25 protein-coding genes are annotated in these 23057 nt (G+C 71.2%); 16 read left to right on the top strand and 9 right to left on the bottom strand.

The window, feature by feature from the left end; genetic code table 11:
- Positions 1 to 171: 171 nt before the first annotated feature.
- Positions 172 to 720, bottom strand: a complete 549-nt coding sequence (locus tag H4W80_RS55420) for a hypothetical protein (protein WP_192792385.1) — start codon at positions 718 to 720, stop codon at positions 172 to 174.
- Between the two features lie 93 nt (positions 721 to 813).
- Positions 814 to 1242 (bottom strand): CBS domain-containing protein, encoded by a 429-nt coding sequence (locus H4W80_RS55415; RefSeq protein WP_192794339.1) that lies wholly within the window; start codon positions 1240 to 1242, stop codon positions 814 to 816.
- Positions 1243 to 1493: 251 nt separating this feature from the next.
- Here H4W80_RS55415 and H4W80_RS55410 point away from each other — a divergent pair, with 251 nt between their 5' ends.
- Genes H4W80_RS55410 through H4W80_RS55360 form a run of 11 tightly spaced genes read left to right on the top strand, consistent with a single transcriptional unit; the run spans position 1494 to position 11074 of the window.
- Positions 1494 to 2285, top strand: coding sequence for an MlaE family ABC transporter permease (locus H4W80_RS55410; RefSeq protein WP_192792384.1), 792 nt, complete (start codon positions 1494 to 1496; stop codon positions 2283 to 2285).
- Positions 2285 to 3142, top strand: coding sequence for an ABC transporter permease (locus H4W80_RS55405; RefSeq protein ID WP_318787532.1), 858 nt, complete (start codon positions 2285 to 2287; stop codon positions 3140 to 3142). Before H4W80_RS55410 ends, H4W80_RS55405 begins: the two co-directional genes overlap by 1 nt.
- 4 nt (positions 3143 to 3146) lie before the next feature.
- On the top strand, positions 3147 to 4166 hold the full coding sequence (locus H4W80_RS55400; RefSeq protein WP_192792383.1) for an MCE family protein: 1020 nt from the start codon (positions 3147 to 3149) through the stop codon (positions 4164 to 4166).
- A gap of 1 nt (position 4167) precedes the next feature.
- Positions 4168 to 5202 (top strand): MCE family protein, encoded by a 1035-nt coding sequence (locus H4W80_RS55395; RefSeq protein WP_192792382.1) that lies wholly within the window; start codon positions 4168 to 4170, stop codon positions 5200 to 5202.
- Positions 5202 to 6227, top strand: a complete 1026-nt coding sequence (locus H4W80_RS55390; RefSeq protein WP_192792381.1) for an MlaD family protein — start codon at positions 5202 to 5204, stop codon at positions 6225 to 6227. The genes H4W80_RS55395 and H4W80_RS55390 overlap by 1 nt, the downstream gene beginning before the upstream one ends.
- Entirely contained in the window at positions 6224 to 7255 is a 1032-nt protein-coding gene (locus H4W80_RS55385; protein WP_192792380.1) for an MCE family protein, read from the top strand. The genes H4W80_RS55390 and H4W80_RS55385 overlap by 4 nt, the downstream gene beginning before the upstream one ends.
- Complete coding sequence (locus H4W80_RS55380) at positions 7252 to 8256, top strand: MCE family protein (protein ID WP_192792379.1); 1005 nt, start codon at positions 7252 to 7254, stop codon at positions 8254 to 8256. Before H4W80_RS55385 ends, H4W80_RS55380 begins: the two co-directional genes overlap by 4 nt.
- Complete coding sequence (locus tag H4W80_RS55375) at positions 8253 to 9599, top strand: MlaD family protein (RefSeq protein ID WP_192792378.1); 1347 nt, start codon at positions 8253 to 8255, stop codon at positions 9597 to 9599. The genes H4W80_RS55380 and H4W80_RS55375 overlap by 4 nt, the downstream gene beginning before the upstream one ends.
- Complete coding sequence (locus tag H4W80_RS55370) at positions 9596 to 10279, top strand: hypothetical protein (RefSeq protein WP_192792377.1); 684 nt, start codon at positions 9596 to 9598, stop codon at positions 10277 to 10279. The genes H4W80_RS55375 and H4W80_RS55370 overlap by 4 nt, the downstream gene beginning before the upstream one ends.
- A gap of 17 nt (positions 10280 to 10296) precedes the next feature.
- Positions 10297 to 10884, top strand: coding sequence for a 4'-phosphopantetheinyl transferase family protein (locus H4W80_RS55365; protein WP_192792376.1), 588 nt, complete (start codon positions 10297 to 10299; stop codon positions 10882 to 10884).
- Between the two features lie 10 nt (positions 10885 to 10894).
- Positions 10895 to 11074, top strand: a complete 180-nt coding sequence (locus H4W80_RS55360; RefSeq protein ID WP_185073147.1) for a hypothetical protein — start codon at positions 10895 to 10897, stop codon at positions 11072 to 11074.
- A 17-nt stretch (positions 11075 to 11091) separates the two neighbouring features.
- Here H4W80_RS55360 and H4W80_RS55355 read toward each other — a convergent pair whose 3' ends face one another.
- The gene (locus H4W80_RS55355) at positions 11092 to 12021 is read right to left on the bottom strand and encodes a cation diffusion facilitator family transporter (RefSeq protein WP_192792375.1); all 930 of its coding nucleotides are present in this window, start codon (positions 12019 to 12021) and stop codon (positions 11092 to 11094) included.
- Positions 12022 to 12055: 34 nt separating this feature from the next.
- Between H4W80_RS55355 and H4W80_RS55350 the strand changes: the two genes are divergently transcribed.
- From H4W80_RS55350 to H4W80_RS55340, 3 genes are read left to right on the top strand one after another with little or no spacing between them, the layout of a single operon-like run.
- Positions 12056 to 12514 carry a MarR family winged helix-turn-helix transcriptional regulator gene (locus H4W80_RS55350; protein ID WP_185073145.1) on the top strand — a complete coding sequence of 153 codons (459 nt, stop codon included), beginning with the start codon at positions 12056 to 12058 and terminating at the stop codon, positions 12512 to 12514.
- A 59-nt stretch (positions 12515 to 12573) separates the two neighbouring features.
- A complete protein-coding gene (locus tag H4W80_RS55345; RefSeq protein WP_192792374.1) occupies positions 12574 to 13215 on the top strand; it encodes an LppX_LprAFG lipoprotein in 642 nt (213 codons plus the stop codon).
- A complete protein-coding gene (locus tag H4W80_RS55340; protein WP_192792373.1) occupies positions 13212 to 14786 on the top strand; it encodes an MFS transporter in 1575 nt (524 codons plus the stop codon). Before H4W80_RS55345 ends, H4W80_RS55340 begins: the two co-directional genes overlap by 4 nt.
- A gap of 22 nt (positions 14787 to 14808) precedes the next feature.
- Here the strand turns inward: H4W80_RS55340 and aspS are convergent, their stop codons facing one another.
- The 5 genes from aspS to H4W80_RS55315 form a co-directional block, all read right to left on the bottom strand.
- Complete coding sequence (gene aspS / locus H4W80_RS55335; RefSeq protein WP_192792372.1) at positions 14809 to 16071, bottom strand: aspartate--tRNA(Asn) ligase; 1263 nt, start codon at positions 16069 to 16071, stop codon at positions 14809 to 14811.
- Between the two features lie 314 nt (positions 16072 to 16385).
- Positions 16386 to 17777, bottom strand: coding sequence for a ribosome biogenesis GTPase Der (gene der / locus H4W80_RS55330; RefSeq protein ID WP_192792371.1), 1392 nt, complete (start codon positions 17775 to 17777; stop codon positions 16386 to 16388).
- Positions 17778 to 17807: 30 nt separating this feature from the next.
- On the bottom strand, positions 17808 to 18530 hold the full coding sequence (gene cmk / locus H4W80_RS55325) for a (d)CMP kinase (RefSeq protein ID WP_318787531.1): 723 nt from the start codon (positions 18528 to 18530) through the stop codon (positions 17808 to 17810).
- Between the two features lie 61 nt (positions 18531 to 18591).
- Complete coding sequence (locus H4W80_RS55320) at positions 18592 to 19947, bottom strand: carotenoid oxygenase family protein (protein WP_192792370.1); 1356 nt, start codon at positions 19945 to 19947, stop codon at positions 18592 to 18594.
- Positions 19948 to 19969: 22 nt separating this feature from the next.
- On the bottom strand, positions 19970 to 20626 hold the full coding sequence (locus tag H4W80_RS55315) for a TetR/AcrR family transcriptional regulator (protein ID WP_192792369.1): 657 nt from the start codon (positions 20624 to 20626) through the stop codon (positions 19970 to 19972).
- A 109-nt stretch (positions 20627 to 20735) separates the two neighbouring features.
- On the opposite strand from H4W80_RS55315, the gene H4W80_RS55310 reads away from it, so the two are divergent.
- Both H4W80_RS55310 and H4W80_RS55305 read left to right on the top strand, forming a co-directional pair.
- Positions 20736 to 21581 (top strand): glycosyltransferase family 2 protein, encoded by an 846-nt coding sequence (locus H4W80_RS55310; RefSeq protein ID WP_318787530.1) that lies wholly within the window; start codon positions 20736 to 20738, stop codon positions 21579 to 21581.
- Positions 21582 to 21621: 40 nt separating this feature from the next.
- Positions 21622 to 21822 (top strand): DUF2795 domain-containing protein, encoded by a 201-nt coding sequence (locus H4W80_RS55305; protein ID WP_192792368.1) that lies wholly within the window; start codon positions 21622 to 21624, stop codon positions 21820 to 21822.
- Positions 21823 to 21872: 50 nt separating this feature from the next.
- Here the strand turns inward: H4W80_RS55305 and H4W80_RS55300 are convergent, their stop codons facing one another.
- Entirely contained in the window at positions 21873 to 23021 is a 1149-nt protein-coding gene (locus H4W80_RS55300; protein WP_192792367.1) for an NAD(P)/FAD-dependent oxidoreductase, read from the bottom strand.
- Between the last annotated feature and the right edge of the window lie 36 nt (positions 23022 to 23057).

Below are 23057 nucleotides of genomic sequence, written 5' to 3'. Positions count from 1 at the left end.
TGCGCGCTGTTCCGCACTCTCCGAGTCGCGTCCTGGCCAGGGACACCGGAGTGGCGTGGCCCATAACCGTAGGACGTCACGCCAGCACGCTCCAGGCGTGCCTCCCTTCTTGCTTGCCGCACAGAATTGCGCATTCCTGCTCTATTGTCCAGAGTTTGACGCACAAAAGCATCATGCCCTGGTCCACTCCGCGCATCCGGCGGTCCTGAACGCCTTGTCCGTGGCCAGGATGGTGACGCTGGCCGGACCCGCCGGCATGCCGCTGGTGATCTCGTCCCCCGTGGCGCTGCGCAGCCTGGCCCAGTAGCACATGGGGATTCCCGTGGTCGGGCCCGTCGTGCGGTAGGTGCCCGGCTGGATGTCCGTGCCCACGACGAGCGTCCGCATGGACAGGGAGCTCAAGGCAGGATTGCTCCCGGTCCCCCCGGTCGGCTGACCGGCGCCCGGCGGAGTGGACCCCGGCTGGGTCGCGCCCGGCGGCGTTCCCTGGGGTTGCGTGGGCTGTGTGGGCTGCGTGGGCTGCGTGGGCTGCGTGGGCTGTGTGGGCTGGGTGGGCTGGACCGGTGATGACGGGTCGGAGCCCGTGGGCTCGGACTCCGGCGGCTGCGTGCCCTCGACCGTGACCGTGACCCGGGGGGCGGGTTTCTCGGACGGCTCGGCCGAGCCGTACCCCACGAAGACCCCCAGCAGGAACCCGAGCAGGGCGGCGAGTCCGGCCACGAGCACGATGATCGTCGGACTGCTTGTCGCCCGCGGATACTCAGGCGGATATTCAGGAGGCCCGTACATCACGGACCAAGGGTGCCATCCCTATCAACGGTGGAGATAGTCGACGAGCGACGCCTTCTCCGTCTCCAGCTCCTCGATCGCGCTCTTGACCACGTCGCCGATGCTCACGATGCCCACGAGCCGGCCGCTCTCGACCACCGGCATGTGCCGGAACCGCTGCATGGTCATGATCTGCCGCAGCGAGTCGACGTTCTCGCCGGGCCCCACCGTGCGCACCTGGGTGGTCATGATCGCGGAAACCGGGCCGTCGAGGATCGCCGGGCCGCGGTCGTGCAGGCGGCGCACGACGTCGCGCTCGGACACGATGCCCTCGATGGTGAGGCCGTCGGTGGAGACCACCACGGCACCGATGTTGCGTTCGGCGAGCGTGGCAAGCAGCTCGCGCACCGTCGCCCCGGGCGGCACGGTGGCCACATCACTTCCCTTGGCGCGGAGAATCGTCCCGATGAGCACGTGCATCACCTCTTGCACCTCAGTCTTCCAGGCCTTGCGTACAGGCAAACAACCCCACGGGGCGGACGTCAAGGGGAGCCGGGTTGTAACGGCGCGGTCACTTTTCGTGCCTGGCTGACAACATGTGACCTGCGTCTCATACCTTTCGCGCAAATTCCCACGAAAGCATCGACTACTAGACAACCCGTCAGTAGGGTTGCCACTCATCCGTAGGCGGCGGAGGTGGTCATGGCGGTAACCCGAGGTCGCCGATGACCCTCTCCGGGTACATCGGACGCCGGGCCGGGTCGGCACTCGGCCAGATCGGTGAGCTGTTCGTCATCGTCCTGGAGGGGTTGCGCAGGACCTGGGACATCCGGCGCTGGTGGTGGGAGTTCGTCGAACAGTGCTGGTTCCTGGCCCGGGTCACCAGCGTCCCGGTCCTGCTGGTCGCCCTGCCGCTGGGCGCCACCGTGGCACTCCAGGTGGGCGAGCTGGCCAGGCAGCTCGGCGCCAGCTCCGCGACCGGCAGCGCGGTCTTCGTCGGGCTCATCCGCGAGGTGGCGCCGCTGGCCAGCGCGCTGCTGATCGCCGGGGCCGGCGGCAGCGCGATGACCTCCGACATCGGCGCGCGCCACATCCGCGACGAGCTGAGCGCGATGGAGGTCATGTCGGTCAACCCGATCCACCGCCTGGTCACGCCGCGCATGTGGGCGGCCAGCACGGTCGCGGTCTGCCTGTGCCCGCTGGTCATCCTGGCCGGCGCGAGCGGCGGCTACTTCTTCAACGTCGTCGTGCAGGGCGTCACCCCTGGCGCGTACTTCGACGGCGCGTTCTCCCTGGTCGTCGCCTCCGACCTGTACGTGACGCTGTTCAAGGCGTGGATCTTCGGGTTCATCGCGGCGGCGGTCGCCTGCTACAAGGGCATGACGTGCGCCTCCAGCCCCGTCGGCGTGGGGCGGGCGGTCAACCAGGCGACCGTGGTGACGTTCATGCTGGTGTTCGCGTTCAACTACGTGATCTCGGCCGTCTACTTCCTGGCCTACCCGCCGAGGTCGCTGTGATGATGGTGACGCGCACGGCCGGTCTGCGGCTCGCCCTGCGGGGCCGGGACGTCGCCGAGCGGTTCGCGACGCTGGCCGACTGGCCGCTGTTCGTGTGGAAGGTGCTGTTCTACTCCGTACGCGACGTCGTCCTGCGGCTCAAGTTCTTCAAGGTCGTCATCAGGCAGGTCAGCGACGTCGTGGTGGGCGTCGGGGCGACCGTCATCGGCGGCGGCATGATCTTCGTGGTGTTCACGATGGCGTTCGTCGTGGGCGCGACCGTGGGCCTGCAGGGCTACCAGGGGCTGCAGGCGATCGGCGCGGAGTCGTTCATGGGCCTGGTGGGCAGCTTCGCGAACGTCCGCGAGATCACCCCGATCATCGCCGCGACGGCGCTGGCGGCGCAGGTGGGCTCGTCGTTCACGGCGGAGCTGGGCGCGATGCGGATCTCGGAGGAGATCGACGCGCTGGAGGTCATGGGCATCAACGCCTTCACGTACCTGATCTGCACGAGGGTCGTGGCGGCGCTGCTGGCGCTGGTGCCGATCTACCTGATCGCCCTCTTCGCCAGCTTCTTCGCCACCCGGCTGATGTGCACGGTGCTGTTCGGCCTGGCGCCGGGGGTCTACGACTACTACTTCTACCTGTATCTGCCGGTCCGGGACATCGCGTTCAGCGTCACCAAGGTCGGCGTGTTCGCCTTCGCGGTCATCGTGATCCACTGCTACCACGGCTTCCACGCCACCGGCGGCCCGGTGGGCGTGGGCGTGGCGGCGGGCCGCGCCATCCGCCAGTCGATCGTCACGATCGTGCTGCTCAACCTGCTGCTGTCGTACCTGTTCTGGGGCGGCGGCGGCAACATACCGCTGACGGGGTGAGCCGGTGGGCCGATTCCAACTCTCCCTCGCCGCCCGGGTGGGCATCGCGTTCGCCGTGCTCGTCGTGCTCGCCGCGGCCACCCTGTACGTCGTCCGCACCGCCACCGAGCTGAGCGGGACGAGGATCGACGCCGTGTTCGCCAGGGCCGGGCAGGGCCTGGACGCCGGCTCCCCCGTCAAGATCCGCGGCATCACGGTCGGCAAGGTGACGGGCGTGTCGCTGGACGCCAGAGGCCGGGCCGTGGTGACCATGCACCTGGACCCCGGCGTCAAGGTGCCGCGCTCCACGGTCGCCTCCGTCGAGCCGGCCTCGGTGTTCGGCCCCAAGTTCCTCGACCTCAAGCCCGGCTCCGGCGAGACCACCGGCCCCTACCTGGCCGCCGGCGCCGTCATCACCGACACCGAGGGTCCGCTCGACCTGTCCGACACGCTCGGCGCCGCCTACCGCGGCCTGGACGCCGTGGACCCGCGCGAGGTCACCGTCATCGTGCACACCCTGGCCCAGGGCCTGGACGGCGAGGGCGAGAACCTGCGCGAGCTGATCGGCGACGCCGGCACGCTCGTCGGCGTCGCGCACCGCCAGCGCGGCCGGGCCCGGCAGTTCCTGCACGACGCCGCCCTGCTGGGCACGGCGCTGCAGGACAAGGGCGACGATCTCGTCTCGATCTCCTCCGACGTCAACGTCATCACCCCCGGCCTGCTCGCGCGGGCGGACAAGGTGCGCGCCCTGCTGGACGAGGTGACCTCCGTCTCCGGCCTGGCGGCGCACGGGCTGGCCAAGCACCGCCAGGACCTGCGGGCCGGCGTGCACTCCGCCGAGCGGGTGGCCGCGCTCATCTACGCCCAGCTCGGCCTGGCCGGCGATGGCGTACGCGGACTGAACCGGCTGGTCGACCTGCTCAACGAGCTGATCGAGGCGCCCGGGCCTGGCAACACCCGCCAGCTCCAGGTCGAGGCGTTCGTGGCGACCGACGTCTGCGAGCTGATCGTCGGCATTTGCGGCCCGACCGACGGGAGGCGCTGACATGCGCCGGGCCTGGACGTTCGCGCGGTTCGCGGTCTTCGTCGGCGTGTGCGTGACGCTGATCGCGGTGATCGGCGTGCAGATCGCCCGGGTGAGCACGGGCGCCGGCTACCCGCTGGTCGCCGTGTTCGACGACGTGTCGGGGCTGAACGAGGGCGACGAGGTGAAGATCGCCGGAGCGCCCGTGGGCCAGGTGGACACGATCAAGGTGGTGGACGGGCGGGCCGAGGTGACCATGGAGGTGCAGCAGGGGATCACCGTGCCCGCCGACACCGAGGCCGCCATCCGCTGGCGCAACGCCGTCGGCCAGCGCGTGGTCTACCTGCTGCCCGGCACCGCGGCCGGGAAGCTGACGCCGGGAGCGCGCATCACCCGTACCTCCTCCGTCGTGGACATCGGCCAGCTCGTCAGCGACCTCGGCCCGCTCACCCGCAGCCTCGACCCCGACCAGATCAACCAGCTCCTCACCGCCGCCGCCAGATCGCTCAAGGGCAACGAGCGGAACATCCCGAGGCTGCTCGACAACGTCAACGCCATCACCACCACGGTCACCGAGCGCAGGAAGACCATCGAGCAGTTACTGAAGGACTACGCCACCGTCACCGGCGTGGTCGCCCGGCGTGACAAGCAGATCGAGCAGCTCGTCGACAACCTCGTCACGCTGTCGGAGGCGTTCGCCGACAACCGCGAGCTGATCGACGAGTCGCTGGTGGAGCTGTCGACGACCGTGCACACCTCCAACGAGGTGCTGGGCAGGAACGCCGACGAGCTCGGCCGGCTGGTCGACAACCTGTCGGGGCTGACCGGCGGCATCAGGCGGCACGTGAACGAGATCGACAGGACGGTCAGCACGTTCCAGCCGCTGTTCGCCCGCGCGTACCAGACCGTGGACCGCGGCCACTACTTCATCACCGCGGTCCCGTGCGTGGCGCTGAGCGCCGCGCCCTGCCCGTACGGGATGCAGGCGCCGCCGCCGCTGCGCAACACCCGGGTCCAGAGCACGAAGGACCTGCGCAAGCTCCTGGTGGGCCGGTGATGGCGCTCAAGTCCTTCCGTGACCGCAACCGGATCGTCGTCGGCCTCGTGTCGCTGGCCACGCTCGCCGCGATCCTCGCCGGCACGTTCCTGGTCGGCAACCTGGGGCTGCTGGAGGGCGGCTACTCCATGTCCGGCGTGTTCGTGGACTCCGGCGGGCTGCGCACCGGCAACGACGTCAGGGTCGCCGGGGTGCGCGTCGGCAAGGTCACCGAGGTCCGCGCCGACTACGCGCAGGGCAACGTGGTGGTCACCTGGAAGGTGGACGACGGCGTGCGGCTCGGCCGCGGCACCCGGGCCGACATCGCCCTGTCGAACCTGCTCGGCGGCCGGTACGTCAAGCTCACCGGCCCCGTCGCGGCCCCGTACCTGGACCAGCTCCCCGAGGGGCAGCGGCGCATCCCCGTGACGCGGACCGGCGTGCCCACCCTGATCAACGACGCCATCAAGGACGCGACCCGGCTGGTCGAGCGCCTGGACACCGACGCCGTGGACGACCTGCTCACCGAGCTGGACAAGGTCGACCTCGGCAAGCGCGGCCGCATCACCCGGCTGCTGCGCAACATCGGCGACCTGTCGGACACGATCAGCAAGAGCGAGCCGCAGCTCCAGCGGCTCATCGACAACGGCACCCGGATCATGAACGTCCTGGAGAAGAAGGACAGGCAGCTCGCGCGGCTCATCGACGCCATCGGCGTCATGCTGGCCGAGCTGCGCAGGCGGCGCGCGGAGCTGCGCACGCTGCTGGGCGACGGCAGCGACCTGGTGCGCAGCACGACCAAGCTGATCAACGAGCACGAGAAGACCCTCGTCCGGGTGCTGGACGACAACGCGGCCATCACGACGCGGCTCAGCGGCAGCAACAAGCAGTTCAATTCGCTCCTGGCATGGGCGGGCCCGACGTTCTCCGGCCTGTCCACGATGGGCGGTCAAGGCCCGTGGCTCGAGGCCATAGCCACGGGCCTCGGCCCCATCAACCCCGAGGTGCTGGCCGCCATCCGCAATGACAGGAAGAGCGCCAGATGAGACGACCCGTGGCGATCCTGCTGGCCGTGGCCGGGGTGTTCCTGACGTCGGGGTGCACCGTGCTGGGGCCGGAGCCGTACCGGCTGGTGGCGATCTTCCGCAAGGCGCCCTCCCTGTACGAGCAGGCGCGCGTCAAGGTGATGGGGCTGGACGCCGGATATGTCGAGAAGATCCGGATCGATGGGGACAAGGTGAGAGTCGACCTGCTGGTGGACCGGCAGGTGCCGCTCCCGGCCGGGGTGAAGGCCGTGGTCGCGCCGCAGAACACGCTCGGCGAGCGGAACGTCGTCCTCTATCCCCCGTGGAAGCCCGGCGACCGGAAGGTCACGCCGGGCACGGTCATCCCCCTGGAGCGCACCGACCTGCCGGTGGAGATCGACGACGCGCTCGACGCGTTCACCAAGCTCACCGACGCGCTCGACGACAGGAAGCTCGGCTCCGTGGCGAGCGACCTGGCCGACGGGGTCAGGGGGCGCGGTAAGACCATCAACAACGCCATCGACGACACCTCCCGGCTCACCGGCACCCTGGCCAAGCAGGACCAGCAGCTCGTCGAGCTCGCCAAGGGGCTGAACCGGCTGGCCACCGGCCTCAACCGGCGCGAGAGCCAGGTGACGGGCGCGATCGACGCGTTCGCGGAGGCCAGTTCGATCCTGGCGGAGGAGCGGCGGCGGCTGCGCGACTTCATCACCGGCATCTCGGACTTCGTCCGGCGCGGCGACGTGATCATCGAGCAGTACTCCGAGCGGCTCCCCCAGGCCGCCGGGACGCTGGCGGAGCTGGTGCTGACCATGCGGGCCAACAGCGCGTCCGTGGCACAGGCGGTCAAGGGCGCGGCCGACTTCGCCGACGTGGTGATCGACTCGTGGGACAGGAAGCAGCACGTGCTGAAGATCCGCGTCGTGCTCAACGCGATGACCAGGGCGTGGCTGACGCCGCTGTTCCAGTCGCTGAACCTGGGGCGGGTGCCGTGCCTGCCCGCCGGGCTGAGCAACTGCCCCTACGAGCAGCAGGGGAGGCGGCGATGAGGGCCCGCCTGCCGGCCGCGATCCTCGCGCTCGCCGTCACGGCGTCGTGCTCGCTCCAGACGCTCGGGGCGACCACCGGCGACCTGACCCTGAACGCGGTCTTCGACGACGTGCAGAGCCTGGTGGCCGGGCACAGCGTGCAGATCTCCGACGTACGGGTGGGCACGGTCACCGGCATCCGGCTGGAGGGCTACCGGGCCAAGGTGACGATGTCGATCGTGTCCAAGTACCGGGTGCCCGAGGGCAGCACGGCCACCGTGGCCAAGACGTCGGTGCTGGGCGAGAACTACGTCCTGCTCACGCCGCCCGCGGGCAGGGACCTGGCCACGGGGCCGTACCTGCGCGACGGCGCCACCATCGCCGAGACGTCGGTCGAGCCGGACATCGAGCAGGTCACCGCGAAGGCCGGGCCGCTCATCGAGGCGCTCGGCGCGCAGGACGTGAACGCCATCCTCGACGCGGCCTCCACCGCCTTCGCCGGCAAGGGCGACGACGTCAACAAGCTGATCGAGCAGACGGCCGAGGTCACCGACGCCTACGCCGCGGCCCGCCGGGACCTGGGCACCAGCATCGACGCGCTGGCCAGGCTGGGCGACGACCTCGCCAAGGGCAGCGGCGAGCTGGACCGGCTGCCGGGCACGCTGGCCGCGGCCACCGCGCGGATCGCGCACGGGCGCAAGCACGTCAAGAAGGCGATCATCGCGCTGACCCGGCTGGCCAAGGAGGCCAACCTCACCGTCTACCCGCGCCACGCCGCCCGGCTGCGGACGCTGCTGCTGGAGCTGGAGGCCATCTCGTCGGCGATGCAGCGCGGCAAGGAGGACCTGAAGACGCTGGTGGCGCGGCTGCAGAAGTTCATCGACGCGCCGCCGATCACGGTCAACGGGCAGGTGCTGATCTACCTGTGGCTGAAGGGCGTCCTGCTGCCCAGGCAGTCGTCGCAGGGGCCGCTGCCCAACCGGATCGAGGACTTCCGCCTGCTCCTGGAGCCGCCGCGATGAACAACCGGATCTATCTGAACCTGGGCGTCTTCGCCGTCCTGGGCGTGGTCATGACCGTCTGGGCGTTCAGCACGATCATCCGGCTCGACGCCATCGAGCGGCCCTACCGGGTCTCGGCCGAGTTCGTGTCGTCGCCGGGGCTCATGCGGGGGTTCGACGTGGCGTACCTGGGGGTGCGGGTCGGCAAGATCGGCGACGTGCGGCTGGCGCCGGGCAAGATCGTGGTGGGTCTCGACATCGACAGGGGGATCCGGCTGCCCAGGAGCGCCACGGCCGAGGTGCGGCGCAAGTCGGCCATCGGGGAGCCGTACGTGGAGCTCTCGCCGCCCGCCACCGGCGTGACGGGCCCCACGCTCGCGGCCGGGGACACGATCCCGCTGGCCAAGACGTCGGTGCCGCTCGACTACAAGAAGCTGTTCGAGGGCGTGGGCAAGCTGCTGAACGCGGTGCCGCCCCGTGACGCGAAGACGATCACCCATGAGCTGGCCGTCGCGCTGGACGGGCGGGCCCCGGCGATCAGGAACATCATCGACGACGCCCACTCCCTGACCGGCACGCTGGCCGACAACGCCGCCGTCCTCGACGACCTGTCGGTGCAGCTCACCCGGCTCACCCACACGCTGGCCGGCAAGCGGGGCGAGCTGGCCTCCGGGATCGCGGACCTGAGCACGGTGACGGGCACGCTGCGCGCCTCCCGCGCCGACCTGAACGCCTTCCTCGACCGTGGGCCGGGGGTGTTCGCCCGGCTGGACGCGGCCGTCAGGAAGTCCAGGCCGGGGTTCTCGTGCCTGCTGACGGCGCTGGGGCAGCCGCACCGGCCGGCGTTCTCGCCGGAGACCGAGCGGAACGTGCACCACCTGCTCAGCATCGTCCCGACCGCGCTCAGCCTGGCGGACGACATCAGTGACCGGCACGGCGACACCGTCTACGGGAGGGCGGCGTTCATCTTCAGCGTGCCGGGCGGGCCGACCCCCGCCGAGGAGTACGCCGGGGCGGTCCGGCCTCCGACGGTGCCCGCCCTGCGCTCCTGCCCCTCCCCCGCCACTGACGACCCGGGGGACTCCGACGACTCCCCTGCGGATCGCCGTACGGACCCTCATCAGGACACCACCTCGCCCGCCGAGTCCGCGCGGCCGGTGGCGAGGAAGACCGAAAACCCGAAGCGGAGCCCCGAGGCCACCCCGTCGCCCACCGGCGCGGCGGAGGCCGGGCCCGCGTCCCGCACCCCGCCGAACGCCACCCCGCTGATTGCCGGGATATTCCTCGCCGTGGTGGCCGGCGGTGGCATCGTGGGCTGGATCGCGACGGGCCGGGCCGCCCGCCGCCGTGAGGAGTCGAAATGACCACCAAGCAGGACCTCGCCGAGGACGCCCGCACCGATGAGGTCCCCTCCGAGGAGACCTCTTCCGAGGAGGCCCCCTCCACGGAGGCATCCTCCGAGGAGGCGGGCGGCGGCAAGGGCGGCGGGCGCGTCACGCGGGCCCGGGTGCTCGGGACGCTGGCGGCGATGCTGGTGGCCGCGCTCGCCGCCACCGCAGTGCTGCAGTGGATCTCCGCCTCGCAGGCCGGGGACGCGCGGGCCAGGCTCGAGTCCGAGCGCGCGCTGCGGCTGGAGGTGTCGGGGGCGGCGAGCGCGTTCAGCAAGGCGCTGCTCAGCTACGACTACCAGAACCTCCAGAGCACCCGCTCCACCCTCGCCGCCCAGGCCACGGGCGACTTCCTGGCCACCTACGACGCGGCGTTCGGCGGGGCGATGGCGCAGGTCATCGTCAAGCTCAAGGCCACCTCGCAGGCCACGGTGCGCGAGGTCTACCTGGCCGACGTGGACGAGGCCACCGCGCACGCCATCGTCGTGGTCGACCAGCAGGTGAACACCTCCGAAGCGATCCGCTCCGTCAAGGACTCGCACCTTAAGATCAGCCTTGTGAAGGAGAAGGGGACCTGGAAGATCCATGACGTGACCGTTCTCGGCGCGGCCTCGGAGGACCAGTACAACCTCACCGGCGACAAGAAGAAGGACTGACCATCGGTTCCTTAGCGATGGGTGGCCGCCCCGACGAGGTGCGCGCCCCGGAAGACTGGCTCACCGAGGTGGAGATCGAGCGGGCCGGGCGGTTCAGGTTCGAGGCGGATCGGGCCAGTTTCGTCGCCGCCCACCTGCTCGTACGGCTCTGCGCCGCCGCCGTGCTCGACGTCGGGCCGCAGGAGCTGACCCTGCGGCAGCGCTGCGACCTGCACGGCCCCGGGCACGGGAAGCCGTACATCGAGGAGGCGCCCGAGCTGGGCGTCAGCTTCAGCCACACGCGCGGCTACGTGTGCGCGGCGGCCGGTCCCGGCAAGGTCGGCGTGGACGCGGAGCACGTGCCGCCGGGGCCGCTGGACCCGCTGCTCGCCGACCGGGTGCTCACCCCGCGCGAGCGGGCGATGGTCACCGGCAACGACGAGCTGATCCGGCACTGGACGCGCAAGGAGGCGCTGATCAAGCGCGGCGAGCTGACGCTCGACAAGCTCCGCGCGGGCGGCGACGACCTGGGCGACCGCCACCTGCTCGAATGGAGCGTGGGGCCGGACATCAGAGTGGCCATCATCACGGACGCCCCCGCGAGGAGGGTGCCCATCCCCGGATAGACTTGTACACATGTTCTACCGGAAATCCCTTGAAGAGCGGATCGCCGACCGCATGGCCCAGCGGCGGCCCCTCGAAGAGGGGAAGACGTTCGAGCACGGGCCGGCCAAGTTCGTGTTCATCTCCTTCATCGTCATCGTGGTGCTGATGCACGTGATCGGCGTCGCCGTTGCCATGCACTACTACAGCTGACCTGCCCCCTGCCCCCGTCAGCGACGGCGGGTCGGGGTGGGGTCGAGGAAGACCAGGCTGATCCCCGAGAAGCGCTCGCGCAGCCGCCGGTCCACCTCGTCGCAGGCGATCTCCACGCCCGCCGCGCTCGCCACGTCCACGAAGTCGATCTTGGCGGCCACCAGGATGGAGCCGGGCCCGATCATCATGGTGAGCAGCTCGACCACCTCCTCCACCTCCGGCTGAGCCACCAGCTCGGCCTTGATGCCCTCCTGCACGTGCGAGGGCGCCGCCTGGCCGATGAGCAGCGAGATGTTCGACCGCATCAGGATGAGCGCCACCACCAGCAGGAGCAGGCCGATCCCGACCGACGCCAGGCCGTCCCACAGCGCCGAGCCCGTCAGCTGCGACGCGGCCAGCCCGGCGCCGGCGATGACCAGGCCCACGAGAGCGGCCGCGTCCTCGAACAGCACGGCCTTCAACGGGGTGTCGGAGGTGATCCGCACCAGCCGGACCGGGTCGAGGTCGTGCCTGGCGGCCTGGCCGCGCAGCTGGGAGAGGGCCTTGAAGAACGAGACGGCCTCCATGGCGAACGCGACGGCCAGCACGATGTACGACGGGGTGAGGTTCGTCAGCTCCTCGCCCTTCTCGATCACGTGCAGTCCGTGCGTGATCGAGAACCCGGCCCCGCCCACCAGCGTCGCGACCGCCGCCATCATGGCCCAGAAGAACCCGCTCTTGCCGTGGCCGAACGGATGCCGCCGGTCCGGCGGCCGGACCGCGCGGCGCACCGCCACCAGCAACAGCAGCTCGGTCACGGTGTCGGCGGCCGAGTGGGCCGCCTCCGACAACATCGCCGCCGAGCCGCTGAACAGACCCGCGACGAGCTTGGCCACGGCGATGGTCAGATTGGCCGCGCCCGCCACCAGGACGGTGCCCAGGCTCTCCCCTGAATCCCGCTGCTCCATAGCGCTTCACTCTACGTGCGCTAGATTGGAGATCATGAGCGCGCCTCGTTGGCTTTCTCCCGCCGAGCAGCGTGCCTGGCGCACGCATCTGGCGCTGCACAAGCTCCTCATGCACCGGCTCGACCGGGAGCTGCAGGAGCACCAGCTCTCGCTGAACGACTACGAGATCCTGGTCAACCTCTCGGAGAGCGAGGGGCGGCGCATGCGGATGAGCGACCTGGCCGACGCGACGATCCAGTCACGCAGCCGGCTGTCGCACCAGATCTCCCGCATGGAGGCCAAGGGCCTGGTGACCAGGGAGGACTGCCGCGACGACCGGCGGGGCACGTTCGCGGTGCTGACCGACGAGGGCTGGGAGACGATCCAGCGGGTGGCGCCGCACCACGTGGCGAGCGTGCGCGAGCACTTCGTCGACCGGCTCACCGACGACCAGCTCGAAGCGATCGACGCGGCCTACGGGCCGATCGTCGAGCGCCTCAAGAAGTTGCGCTGACACCCAACCGATATCCGCGACGCCGCACGGCGTTCCCAGGCGGTGGATACGATCCGCACATGCTCAGAAAGCTTCTGATCGTCGCCGTTCTCGCGCTGGTGTCGGCGTGTTCGTCGGGCGGCGGCGGCGAGCTGCCTGCCGGTCCCGACCTGATGAAGAAGGCCGCCGAGGCCATGAAGGGCGTCAAGTCGGCCGGCTTCTCGATCGCGACGGAGGGCAAGACCACGGTGCCCGTCAAGAAGGCGGACGGCAGGCTCACGGCCGCCGGCGACGCCGACGGCACGATCACGATCGACCTCCTGGGCCTGCAGGAGATCAGCTTCGCCGTGGTCGGGGACACCGTGCACTTCAAGGGGCCCACGGGCGGCTTCCAGAAGATGACCCGGCAGCAGCTCGCGCAGTTCTACGACCCCTCGGTGATCCTCAACCCCACCAAGGGCATCGCGCAGCTGCTCACCTCGGCCACCGATCCCCAGGTGGAGGCGCTGGAGGGCGACGCCTACCGGGTGGCCACCACGTTCCCCGGGCAGGCCATCGGCCAGATCATCCCCGGCTTCACGCAGGGCGTGAACGGCAAGGTCTGGATCGACAAGGCCACCAGCCGCCTGACCAAGGCCAGCCTGCCGCTGCAGGACGGCACGGTGACGGTGTCGTTCAGCGACTACGACGCGCCGGTCACGATCACGCCGCCCGCCGGATGAGAGGCGCCCGCCGGGTCGTCCTCGGCGCCGGGGGCGCGGTGGTGCTGCTGGCCGGGCTCGACGCGTACGTGGTGGTCACGGTCCTCATCGACATCGCCGAGGACGTGGGCATCCCGCTGAACCACCTGGAGCGGGCCACGCCGATCGTGACGGGGTTCCTGCTCGGGTACGTCGCCGCGATGCCGCTGCTCGGCCAGCTCTCCGACCGTTACGGGCGGCGGCCGCTGATCCACGCCTGCCTGGCGGCGTTCGCGCTCGGCTCGGTGCTGACGGCGCTGGCGTCCGGCGAGGTGATGGTGGTGGCCGGGCGCACCGTGCAGGGGGTGGCGGGCGGGGCGCTGCTGCCGATCACGATGGCGCTCATCGGCGACCTGTGGGACGAGCACGAGCGGCCGGTGGCGCTGGGCGCCGTGGGGGCGGCGCAGGAGCTCGGGAGCGCCCTCGGGCCCCTGTACGGCGGGGTGCTGGCGCTGATCCCGAGCACCGTGGTGGCGGGGGTGGAGCTGGGCGGCTGGCACGCCATCTTCTGGATCAACCTCCCGCTCGCCGCCCTGGCCGCCGTCGCGGTCCACTTCACCGTCCCCTCCGGCCCGCCCGCCCGCACCGGCCCGCCGCCCGACCCCACGACGACCACCGGCGCCGGGCAGGCCGGGAGCGGCGGCGGGAGGCGGCGGGTGGACGTCGTCGGTGGGGCGTTGCTGGCGCTGGCGCTCGCGCTGCTGGTCGTGGGCCTGTACAACCCCGACCCGGCCAAGACCGTGCTCCCGCCGTGGGGCCTGCCCGTGATCGCCGCCGGCGCGCTGGCGGCAGGGATCTTCGTGTGGTGGGAGATCCGCTCCCCCGTACGCCTGCTCGACCTCTCCGCCACCCGCAAGGGCCCCCTGCTCGCCACCCTGGCCGTGAGCTTCCTGGCCGGGGCGGCGCTCCTGGTGACCATGGTGTTCGTCCAGTTCACCGCCCAGACCCTGCTCGGCGAGGACGCGCTGGGAGCGTCGCTGATCCTGGCCAGGTTCCTGGCCGCGCTCACCGTGGGCGCCCTGCTGGGCGGCCTCCTGGCCCGCAGGCTGGGCGAGAGCGTCGTCGCGGTGGCGGGCCTGGTGCTGGGGGCGGCCGGCTACTGGCTGATGAGCCGCTGGCCGCTCGATCTCAAGAGCGCCGGGCTCCTCGTGGACGTCGATCTGGTGGTCGCCGGTCTGGGACTGGGCCTGGTCATCGCCCCGGTCTCGTCGGCGGTGCTGCGCGTGACCTCGGCGGCCCAGCACGGCGTGGCGTCGGCGGCGGTCGTGGTGGCCAGGATGATGGGCATGCTGATCGGCATCGCGGCGGTGTCGGCGTGGGGGTTCTACCGGTTCCAGTCGCTGACCGCCCAGCTGGACACGCCGCTGCCGTTCGGCGTGGACGCGGTGACGTACCAGCGGCAGCTGGCCGAGTACACCGCGAAGGTGCAGGCGGCGCTGCACACGGAGTACACGGAGATGTTCCTGGTCACGGCCTTCGTCTGCCTGCTGGGCGCGGCCGTCGCGCTGCTGATGCCTCGCGCCCGGCGGGGCGAGCCCCCTGCGCCCGGATGAGAGCGGGCGCAGGGGGCCAGGGTCACGGGGACAGGCGGTGCAGGTCGCGGGGGAAGGCGGTGGTCTGGCGGATGTTGGCGGCGCCGGTCAGCCGCGCCGTCCACCGTTCCAGCCCGAGCGCGAACCCGCCGTGCGGCGGCATCCCGTACCGGAACGCCTGCAAGTACCCCTCGTACGGCTCCGTGCCCTCGCCCCGGGCGGCCAGCGCGGCCACGTAGTCCGGGTACCTGTGCAGCCGCTGCCCGCCGGTGACCAGCTCCAAGCCCCGGAAGAGCAGGTCGAACCCGTTGGAGTGCCCGGGCCGCGCGGGGTCCGGGTGGGTGTAGAAGGGCCGCTTGGACATCGGGTAGCCGGTGACGAACAGGAACTCCGACCCGTGCTCCTTCGCCGCCCACTCGCACAGCCACCGCTCCTGCGCGGGCGACAGGTCCGGCTCGGCCGAGCCGGTCAGCTCCTGCGCCTCGGTGAAGTGGATGGCCGGGATCTCGGCGGGCACCTCGGGCAGGATTGCCCCGGCGCGTTCGACGGCGGACGGGGCGCGGCGCCGTACCGACTCCAGCATGCCCGCCACCACCTCCCGCAGCACCGCCATCACGTCCCGGTGGTCCATGACGAAGCCCAGCTCGGCGTCGAGGCTGGTGTACTGGGCCAGATGGCGTACGGTGTCGTGCGGCTCGGCGCGGAAGACGGGGCCGACCTCGTAGACCCGCTCGAACACCCCCACCATCGCCTGCTTGTAGAACTGCGGCGACTGGGCCAGGTAGGCGCGCCTGCCGAAGTAGTCGATGCCGAAGACGTTCGCGCCCGACTCGGTGGCCGAGGCGACGATCTTCGGCGTGTGGATCTCGGTGAACCCGAGCCCGTCGAGCGTCTCGCGGAAGCCCGCCACGCTCGCGGCCGAGATCTCCAGCGGCGCGCCGAGCAGCGGATGCCGCAGCGCGACCGGCGCGTGGTCGAGGATCGTCGGCAGCCCGGCCGGCACCACCGGCCGGTACAGGTCGAACGGCGGCGCCGCGCACGGCTCCGACAGCACCTCGATCTCCGGCTCCACCAGCTCGACGCCTCCCGGCGCCTGCGGGCTGGCGGTCACGGTGCCGGTGACCTCGACGACGCTCTCCTCGCCGGGCAGGTCGCTCGCGGCGACCACCTGGGCCAGGCCGGTACGGTCCCTGACGACGAGGAAGGACACGGATTTCAGCTGCCGGCGGCGATGGACCCAGCCGGCGATCGTCACTCGTTGGCCGGCGTGCTCAGCGAGCTCCGCCGACATGACACGAGAGATCATTACAGCTCCTCACGAGGAATTGCATGACCCCTTGGGAGTGCGGGGGAGAAGGGAGCTCCCGGTGCCACCGCACTTTCGCCGCCTCAGCGGAGGCGGCCTCGACGACCCGATGACGGGGGTCAGACCGGCGGGGCATTTCCTCCCCGCACTCGGGAGTGTCTTCACCAGCGGAGCACGGGACCGCCTTCGCAGCTACCGGCGGCTCTCTCGACCCCTGCGGACCTCTGGCTACTCGTCTCCGTCGACGCGTTGCCGTAGATCCTACGGCCGCGCCCGGGGGAACGGCAAAACCATTCCCCCGGGCGCCGTGCGCGTCACTTGTCCTTCTTGGCCCGCTTCTCCCGGATCTTCATCGTGACCTCGATCGGCGAGCCGGCGAACCCGAACTCCTCCCGGATGCGCCGCTCGATGAAGCGCCGGTAGGTGTCCTCCAGCCATCCCGACGTGAACAGCACGAACTTCGGCGGCTCCACGGAGGCCTGCGTGGCGAAGAGGATCTTGGGCTGCTTCCCGCCCCGCACCGGCGGCGGCGTCTGCTGCACCAGCTCCGTCAGGAACGCGTTGAGCCGGGCGGTGGGCACCCGGGTGGACCAGGAGTCGAGCGCCTTCTCCAGGGCGGGCACCAGCCGGTCGATGTGCCGGCCCGTCAGGGCGGAGATGTTGACCCGCAGCGCCCACGGGGTGCGGACGAGCTGGCGGTCGATCTCCTTCTCCAGGTAGTAGCGGCGGTCCTCGTCGACCAGGTCCCACTTGTTGAAGGCCACCACCATGGCCCGGCCCGACTCGATGACCAGGCCGATGATGCGCAGGTCCTGCTCGGTGAGGATCTGGCTGGCGTCGATGAGCACGACGGCCACCTCGGTGCGCTCCAGCGCGGCGCGGGTGCGCATGGCCGCGTAGAAGTCGGCCCCCTGCAGCTCCCGGTCGCGCCGCCGGATGCCGGCCGTGTCGACGAACCGCCAGGTGCGCCCGCCCAGCTCGATCAGCTCGTCGACGGGGTCGCGGGTGGTGCCGGCCATCGGGTCGACCAGCACCCGCTCCTCGCCCGCGAGCTTGTTGAGCAGCGAGGACTTGCCGACGTTGGGCTTGCCGAGCAGCGCGACGCGGGCGGGGCCGCGTTCGGTCTCGAAGCCGAGCGCGGGCGTCTCGGGCAGCGCGTCGAGCACCACGTCGAGCAGGTCGCCGCTGGAGCGCCCGTGCAGGGCCGAGACCGGGTACGGCTCGCCGAGGCCGAGCGACCACAGCGCGGCGGCCTCCAGCTCCAGCTGCTGGTTGTCGACCTTGTTGGCGGCCAGGACGACCGGCTTGCCGGACTGCCGCAGGACCGAGCCCACGATCTCGTCGGCGTCGGTCGCGCCCACGGTGGCGTCGACGACGAACACGATCACGTCGGCCAGCTCGACGGCGACCTGGGCCTGCTCGGCGATGCGCAGGTTCATCCCGGTGGCGTCGGGGTCCCAGCCGCCGGTGTCGACCACCGTGAAGCGGCGGCCACGCCAGTTGGCGTCGTACGTGACCCGGTCGCGCGTGACGCCCGGCACGTCCTCCACGACCGCCTCGCGGCGGCCGATGATGCGGTTGACCAGCGTGGACTTGCCGACATTAGGCCGCCCCACGATGGCGACGACCGGCAACGGCGTAGTGTCGCCGTGCTCGGTGATCTCAAGGTCGTCGAGACCGGCCTCGACCCAATCCCCCGTTGACACGAAATTTCATCCTTTGTGAGTACCGCACCGTCAGGTGCGCTCGTTTACACGGTCGCGGCCGCTTCGGAACTCGTTGGCTCCGCTCTCTCCTTCCGAGCTCCTCCGCTCCGCGACCAGTCTCAGCACCTCGGCGATGACCTCTTCCAAGGTCAACGGCGTGGTGTCGAGCTCGACGGCGCCATCCGCCATCGAGAGTGGGTCCGTCTTGCGGGTCGAGTCGAGGGTGTCACGCTTGGCCATGGCCTCCTGCTGCGCCGCCACCGTCGAGCCGGCCAGCTCGGCGTTGCGCCGCCGGGCACGGGCCTCCGGGCTGGCCGTCAGGTAGACCTTGACGGCGGCCTCGGGCCAGACGACCGTGCCGATGTCGCGGCCTTCGACCACGATGTCACCGGCCCCGATGAGCTCCCGCTGGAGCGCCACCAGGCGGGCCCGGACCTCGGGGACGGCGGCCACGGTGGAGACGGCGCCGGTGACCTCGGACTCCCTGATCGGGCCCGCCACGTCGACGCCGTCGACGTGGATCGTGGGACCGTCGGGGTCGGTGCCGGCCTCGATGCGCGGCTCGCCGGAGCGGGCCGCCACGGCGGCGGGGTCGGTCAGGTCGACGGACTGCCGCAGCATCCACCAGGTCATCGCCCGGTACATCGCCCCGGTGTCGAGGTAGCGCAGGCCCAGCGCCCGGGCGACCCCGCGCGACACGCTCGACTTACCCGACCCCGAAGGACCGTCCATGGCGACGACCAGACCGGTCACGGCCTCTCCCTCTTCACGAGCTTCTCAAGAATCCCAACCTGAAGAGGCTACCGTGTCCGGCTCAGTCGGCGATCCAGCTTCCGTGGAAGCCGAGCGGGACGCGGGCCGGCAGGTGGACGGTGGCGACCGGCTCGCCGGTGAAGTCCTGCGCGGAAAGGATCACCAGGTCGGCCGCTCCCCTGGTCTCGTTGTTGACCAGGACGAGCACGTACCCGTTGTCCTCGGCCGCGCCGGAGGCCACGAACGCGGGCTCGCCGGCGTACGCGCCCCGCCCGAACTGCCGCCACTCCTGCGTCCCCCGCGCCAGGTCGTGCTTGATGAGCGTGTTGTCGAAGGCCTGGTCGGGCAGGTCCTCCAGCTCGCCGTCGGCCGGGTAGAGCACGTCGTGGAGGTCGCGGGCGGCCGAGGTGTAGCCGTAGCGGTACGGCCGGCCGGTGCGGCGCTCGTCCATGCGCGGGAACTCCTGCGGCCGGTCGTCCAGCCGCGTCTGCCGGACCTTGCCGGCGGCCGGGTCGATCGTCCACCGGTCGAGCGTCGGCAGGCCGCCCAGGTCGAGCCGGGCGTCCACGAACCGCTTGGGGTAGCGGACCACGTCCACGACCACCTCGTCGCCGTCGTCGTAGGCGTTGAGCGTGTGGAACACCCAGCACGGGTCCACCTCCACCCACCGCACCTCGCCGCTCTCGCGCGACATGAGCCCGATCCGGGCGCCGTGGGCGTCGTTCCACGCGTACGGCAGCGGCACGCCCTTCTCCGCGTGGGCCTGGCTGAACGTGACCGGCAGGTCGTAGATCACCACGTACCGCTCGGTGAGCGCGAAGTCGTGCAGCATCGGGGCGTCGGCGATCGGGATGTCCCTGATCCGCGTCACCGAGCCCTTGGGGTCGATCACGATGTGCTGGTGGTGGTCCCAGCCGAAGAAGTAGGCCAGCGCGTGCAGTTCGCCGCTGACCGGGTCGAGGTGGGTGTGCGCGGCGAACCCGCCGGGCAGGCCGCCGTCGAAGTCGCACGTGCCGACGGTGTCGAGCTCGTAGTCCAGCTCGTACGGCAGGGGCCCCGCCTCCACGGTCGCGAACGTGCGCCCGGCCAGCCCGATGACGTGCGTGTTGGCGGCGAAGTCCCAGTTCTTGTGCAGCGGGCCCGGCCGGGGCGGCTCGCCGAGCCGTTCGGCGACGCGGGCGCTGCGGACCCAGCGGTTGCGGTACCACTCGGCGCGGCCGTCGCGCAGCCGCACGCCGTGGACCATGCCCTCGCCGAGGAACAGGTGGCTCGCCGTGGGGTCGTCGAGGCTGAGCGGGTTGGGGCCGTTGCGCAGGTAGCGGCCGTTCAGCTCGGCCGGGACGCTGCCGGTGACCTCCAGGTCGAAGGCCGTGATCTCATCGGTCACGGGCGCGAACCCGCCGGTGAAGGGCGTCATGTCGCGTTCCTCTCGTCGTGGGTCAGGCGCCTTGGCTCACGTCACCGTGGGTCACGTCACCGTGGGTCACGGCACTGTGGGCCAGGAAAGGCGCGAGGACCGAGGCGCAGAGCAGCTCGTAGCGCTGTGCCACCTCGTCAGGCTCGAAATAGCCAGAAATTTCCAGACTTACGGCGCCGTGCATGGCCATCCACAGCACATCGGCGATCTCCCGGGCCGCTCCCCCGCGCAGCACCCCCGCCTCCAGGCACTCCTCCACGCGCCGCAGCAGCAGGTCGAACGTCCGCCTGGCGGCCTGCACCGACTCCTGGTCCGGCTTGAACCCCGGCATCGCCCCCTGGAACATGACCCGGTAGTAGTCGGGCTCGGCCAGGGCGTAGGCGCGGTAGGCCACCATGCCTCTGCGCAGCGTGGTCAGGGGATCATCCGGCCCCATCACCTCGAGCATCCACCGCTCGAACCGCGCGAACCCCTCCAGCCACAGCGCCTGGCTGAGCCCGTCCTTGCCGCCGAACAGCGTGTAGATCACCTTGGTCGAGCAGCCGACCTCGCCGGAGATCCGCCGCACGGTCAGCGCCGCCGGCCCCTCGGTGGCGAGCAGGTGCGTGGCGGCGTCGAGGATCGCGGCCCGGACGACGCTCTGCCCCTCCTGCTGGGCCTGCTGGTACGCAGTGCTCACGGTAACGCCGTTTCTTCTCGGTAACGCTGTTACCGCTTTTGATACCCCCTTTCCGGGGAGCGCGTCAACCAAGAGGAGTAAGAGAGCGCCGCGCGGTAAGTGGCCCTCTGTGAACGATCCGCGCGTCACCGTGGTGGTGGCCAGCAAGGACAGGCTGCGGGTGCTGGCCCGCACGCTTCCGCTGCACCCGCGCCCGGTCATCCTCGTCGACAACGGCTCGACCGACGGGACGGCGGGGTTCGTGCGGCGCCACTTCCCGGACGTTCACGTGGTGGAGGCGGGCAGGAACCTGGGGGCGCCGGGCCGCAACCTCGGCGTCCGCCTGGCCGAGACCCCGTACGTGGCCTTCGCCGACGACGACTCCTGGTGGGCGCCGGGGGCGCTGGAGCGGGCCGCGGACGTGCTGGACGCGCATCCGCGGCTGGCCGTCCTGGGGGCACGCGTGCTGGTGGGGCCGGAGGAGCGCCTGGACGCGGTCTCGGAGGCGATGCGCGACTCACCGCTCGGCGTGGAGCCGGACCTGCCGGGGCCGAGCGTGCTGGGGTTCCTGGCGTTCGCGGTGGTGGTGCGCAAGGAGGCGTTCCTGGAGGCGGGCGGGTTCGACGACGTGATCTTCTTCTTCGGCGAGGAGGAGCGGCTGGCCGTGGACCTGGCCGCGAAGGGGTGGGGACTGGCGTACGTGGACGAGGTCGTGGCCCACCACCACCCGCCCCCGCCCAAGGACCCGCGCGGCAGGCAGGTGCTGGCCACGCGCAACGCCGTGCTGACCGCGGTGCTGCGCCGCCCGTGGCGGGTGGTGGCGCGGCGGTCGCTCGACGCGCTCCGCGCCGGACCGGCCGGCTGGGAGGGGCTGCGTACGGCCGTGCCGAGGCTGTCGCGGGCACTGGCCGAGCGGCGGGAACTGCCGCCCGAGGTGGAGCGGGCACGGCAGCGGCTGGAACAGCACGATTGCTGACCGAATGTTACATATCGTGACAGTCGGGCAGCACAGAGTTATGACGACAATACCGAACCCGATCGACCTGCTCAAGAACCTGAGCGGCGTGGAATTTCCGGCCAACAAGCAGGAGCTGATCAGGGCTGCCCGCGAGCGCAAGGCGAGCAAGGACATCATCAAAGCCCTGGAGACCCTGCCCGACCACGAGATGTTCGACGACCCGAGTGACGTGACCGAGGCCCTGACGACCAGGCGCTGATCACGGAAGAACGCGACGGGCGGGGCCCAGTGCCCCGCCCGTCGTGCCGTTCACCCGAGCCCTCCGGTCAGCGCGAACGCCCACACGGGCACCAGCCCCCGCTTCAGCAGCCCGAACGTGGGCAGCGGGCTGCCGCTCACGGCCTCCTTGTACGCGATCGCCGCCCGGCCCCTCAGGTACCACCTGCGCGGGCTGTCGTCCGGCCGGGTGAACTGGATGACCGCGTCCTCGCGCCCCAGCGAGACGGGCTGATGCACGTACCCGAACCGGAACGCCTTCGGGGTCCTGCCGCGCAGGGTCGCGGCGAGCGAGTCGGCCGCGTGCAGGCCGGTGGGGATGCCGCCCTGGCAGGTGCCGTGCAGCACGCCGTACGGCTGGCTGACCGCGGCGGCGTCGCCGACGGCGTACACGTCGGGGTGGGAGACCGAGCGCAGCGCGGAGTCCACCACGATCCGGCCGCGGGCGTCGACGCTCAGCCCCGACTCGGCGGCCGGCGGCAGGCCCCTGGTGCCGGTGGTCCACAGTGTCGCGTCGGAGTGGACGAGCTCGCCCCCGGCCAGCTCGACCCCCTCCGGCAGCACCTTGGTGATGTCCGCGCCGGTGCGCACCTCGACGCCCAGCCGCTCCAGCGCGGCGTCCAGGTGGGCGCGGGCCCGCTCGCCCATCATGGAGCCCGGCCGCCCCCTGGTCAGCAGGACCACGTGCAGGCGCGGGTGCGCCTCGGCGATCTCCGCGGCCGACTCGACGCCGGTCAGCCCGCCGCCGGCCACGACGACCGTGCCCGAGGCGAGGCCCGCGAGGTGTTCGGCGAGCCGTACGGTGCCCGCGTAGTCGTCGTAGACGAAGGCGTGCTCGGCGACGCCGGGCACCGAGGCGTCGGTGACGGCGCCGAGCGCGTAGATCAGCTTGTCGTAGCCGAGCACGCGCCCGTCCTCCAGCCGGGCCTGACGGCGCTCGACGTCCAGCCCGGCCACCCGTCCCTGGACGAACTCGATGCCGGTGCCCGCGACCACGTCCTGCAGCGGGAAGTCGGCCAGCCGCTGCCCGGCCGCCGTCTGGTGCAGCCGGAGCCGCTCGGTGAACCTCGCCGAGGCGTTCACCAGCCGCACCCGGCCCCCCGCGCGGCGGGTCCTGACGGCGGTCCTGATGGCCGCGGCGACCCCGGTGTAGCCGGCTCCGAGTACCAGAATGTCGGTCATTGTCCTTACCTCCTCGATCCGGCCTGAAGACGGACC

It is taken from the genome of Nonomuraea angiospora (genome assembly GCF_014873145.1).
Taxonomy (GTDB): Bacteria; Actinomycetota; Actinomycetes; order Streptosporangiales; family Streptosporangiaceae; genus Nonomuraea; species Nonomuraea angiospora.
The sequence above is the reverse complement of the archived record's forward strand: the minus strand, read 5'-3'. Positions and strand labels throughout refer to the sequence as shown.

Bases quoted from the DNA above. Each gene is read 5' to 3' on its own strand.
- H4W80_RS55410 (WP_192792384.1), top strand. From the start codon at position 1,494: ATGACCCTCTCCGGGTACATCGGACGCCGGGCCGGGTCGGCACTCGGC.
- H4W80_RS55405 (WP_318787532.1), top strand. From the start codon at position 2,285: ATGATGGTGACGCGCACGGCCGGTCTGCGGCTCGCCCTGCGGGGCCGG.
- H4W80_RS55395 (WP_192792382.1), top strand. From the start codon at position 4,168: ATGCGCCGGGCCTGGACGTTCGCGCGGTTCGCGGTCTTCGTCGGCGTG.
- H4W80_RS55390 (WP_192792381.1), top strand. From the start codon at position 5,202: ATGGCGCTCAAGTCCTTCCGTGACCGCAACCGGATCGTCGTCGGCCTC.
- H4W80_RS55385 (WP_192792380.1), top strand. From the start codon at position 6,224: ATGAGACGACCCGTGGCGATCCTGCTGGCCGTGGCCGGGGTGTTCCTG.
- H4W80_RS55380 (WP_192792379.1), top strand. From the start codon at position 7,252: ATGAGGGCCCGCCTGCCGGCCGCGATCCTCGCGCTCGCCGTCACGGCG.
- H4W80_RS55375 (WP_192792378.1), top strand. From the start codon at position 8,253: ATGAACAACCGGATCTATCTGAACCTGGGCGTCTTCGCCGTCCTGGGC.
- H4W80_RS55370 (WP_192792377.1), top strand. From the start codon at position 9,596: ATGACCACCAAGCAGGACCTCGCCGAGGACGCCCGCACCGATGAGGTC.
- H4W80_RS55365 (WP_192792376.1), top strand. From the start codon at position 10,297: ATGGGTGGCCGCCCCGACGAGGTGCGCGCCCCGGAAGACTGGCTCACC.
- H4W80_RS55360 (WP_185073147.1), top strand. From the start codon at position 10,895: ATGTTCTACCGGAAATCCCTTGAAGAGCGGATCGCCGACCGCATGGCC.
- H4W80_RS55355 (WP_192792375.1), bottom strand. From the start codon at position 12,021: ATGGAGCAGCGGGATTCAGGGGAGAGCCTGGGCACCGTCCTGGTGGCG.
- H4W80_RS55350 (WP_185073145.1), top strand. From the start codon at position 12,056: ATGAGCGCGCCTCGTTGGCTTTCTCCCGCCGAGCAGCGTGCCTGGCGC.
- H4W80_RS55345 (WP_192792374.1), top strand. From the start codon at position 12,574: ATGCTCAGAAAGCTTCTGATCGTCGCCGTTCTCGCGCTGGTGTCGGCG.
- H4W80_RS55340 (WP_192792373.1), top strand. From the start codon at position 13,212: ATGAGAGGCGCCCGCCGGGTCGTCCTCGGCGCCGGGGGCGCGGTGGTG.
- aspS (WP_192792372.1), bottom strand. From the start codon at position 16,071: ATGATCTCTCGTGTCATGTCGGCGGAGCTCGCTGAGCACGCCGGCCAA.
- H4W80_RS55320 (WP_192792370.1), bottom strand. From the start codon at position 19,947: ATGACGCCCTTCACCGGCGGGTTCGCGCCCGTGACCGATGAGATCACG.
- H4W80_RS55305 (WP_192792368.1), top strand. From the start codon at position 21,622: ATGACGACAATACCGAACCCGATCGACCTGCTCAAGAACCTGAGCGGC.
- H4W80_RS55300 (WP_192792367.1), bottom strand. From the start codon at position 23,021: ATGACCGACATTCTGGTACTCGGAGCCGGCTACACCGGGGTCGCCGCG.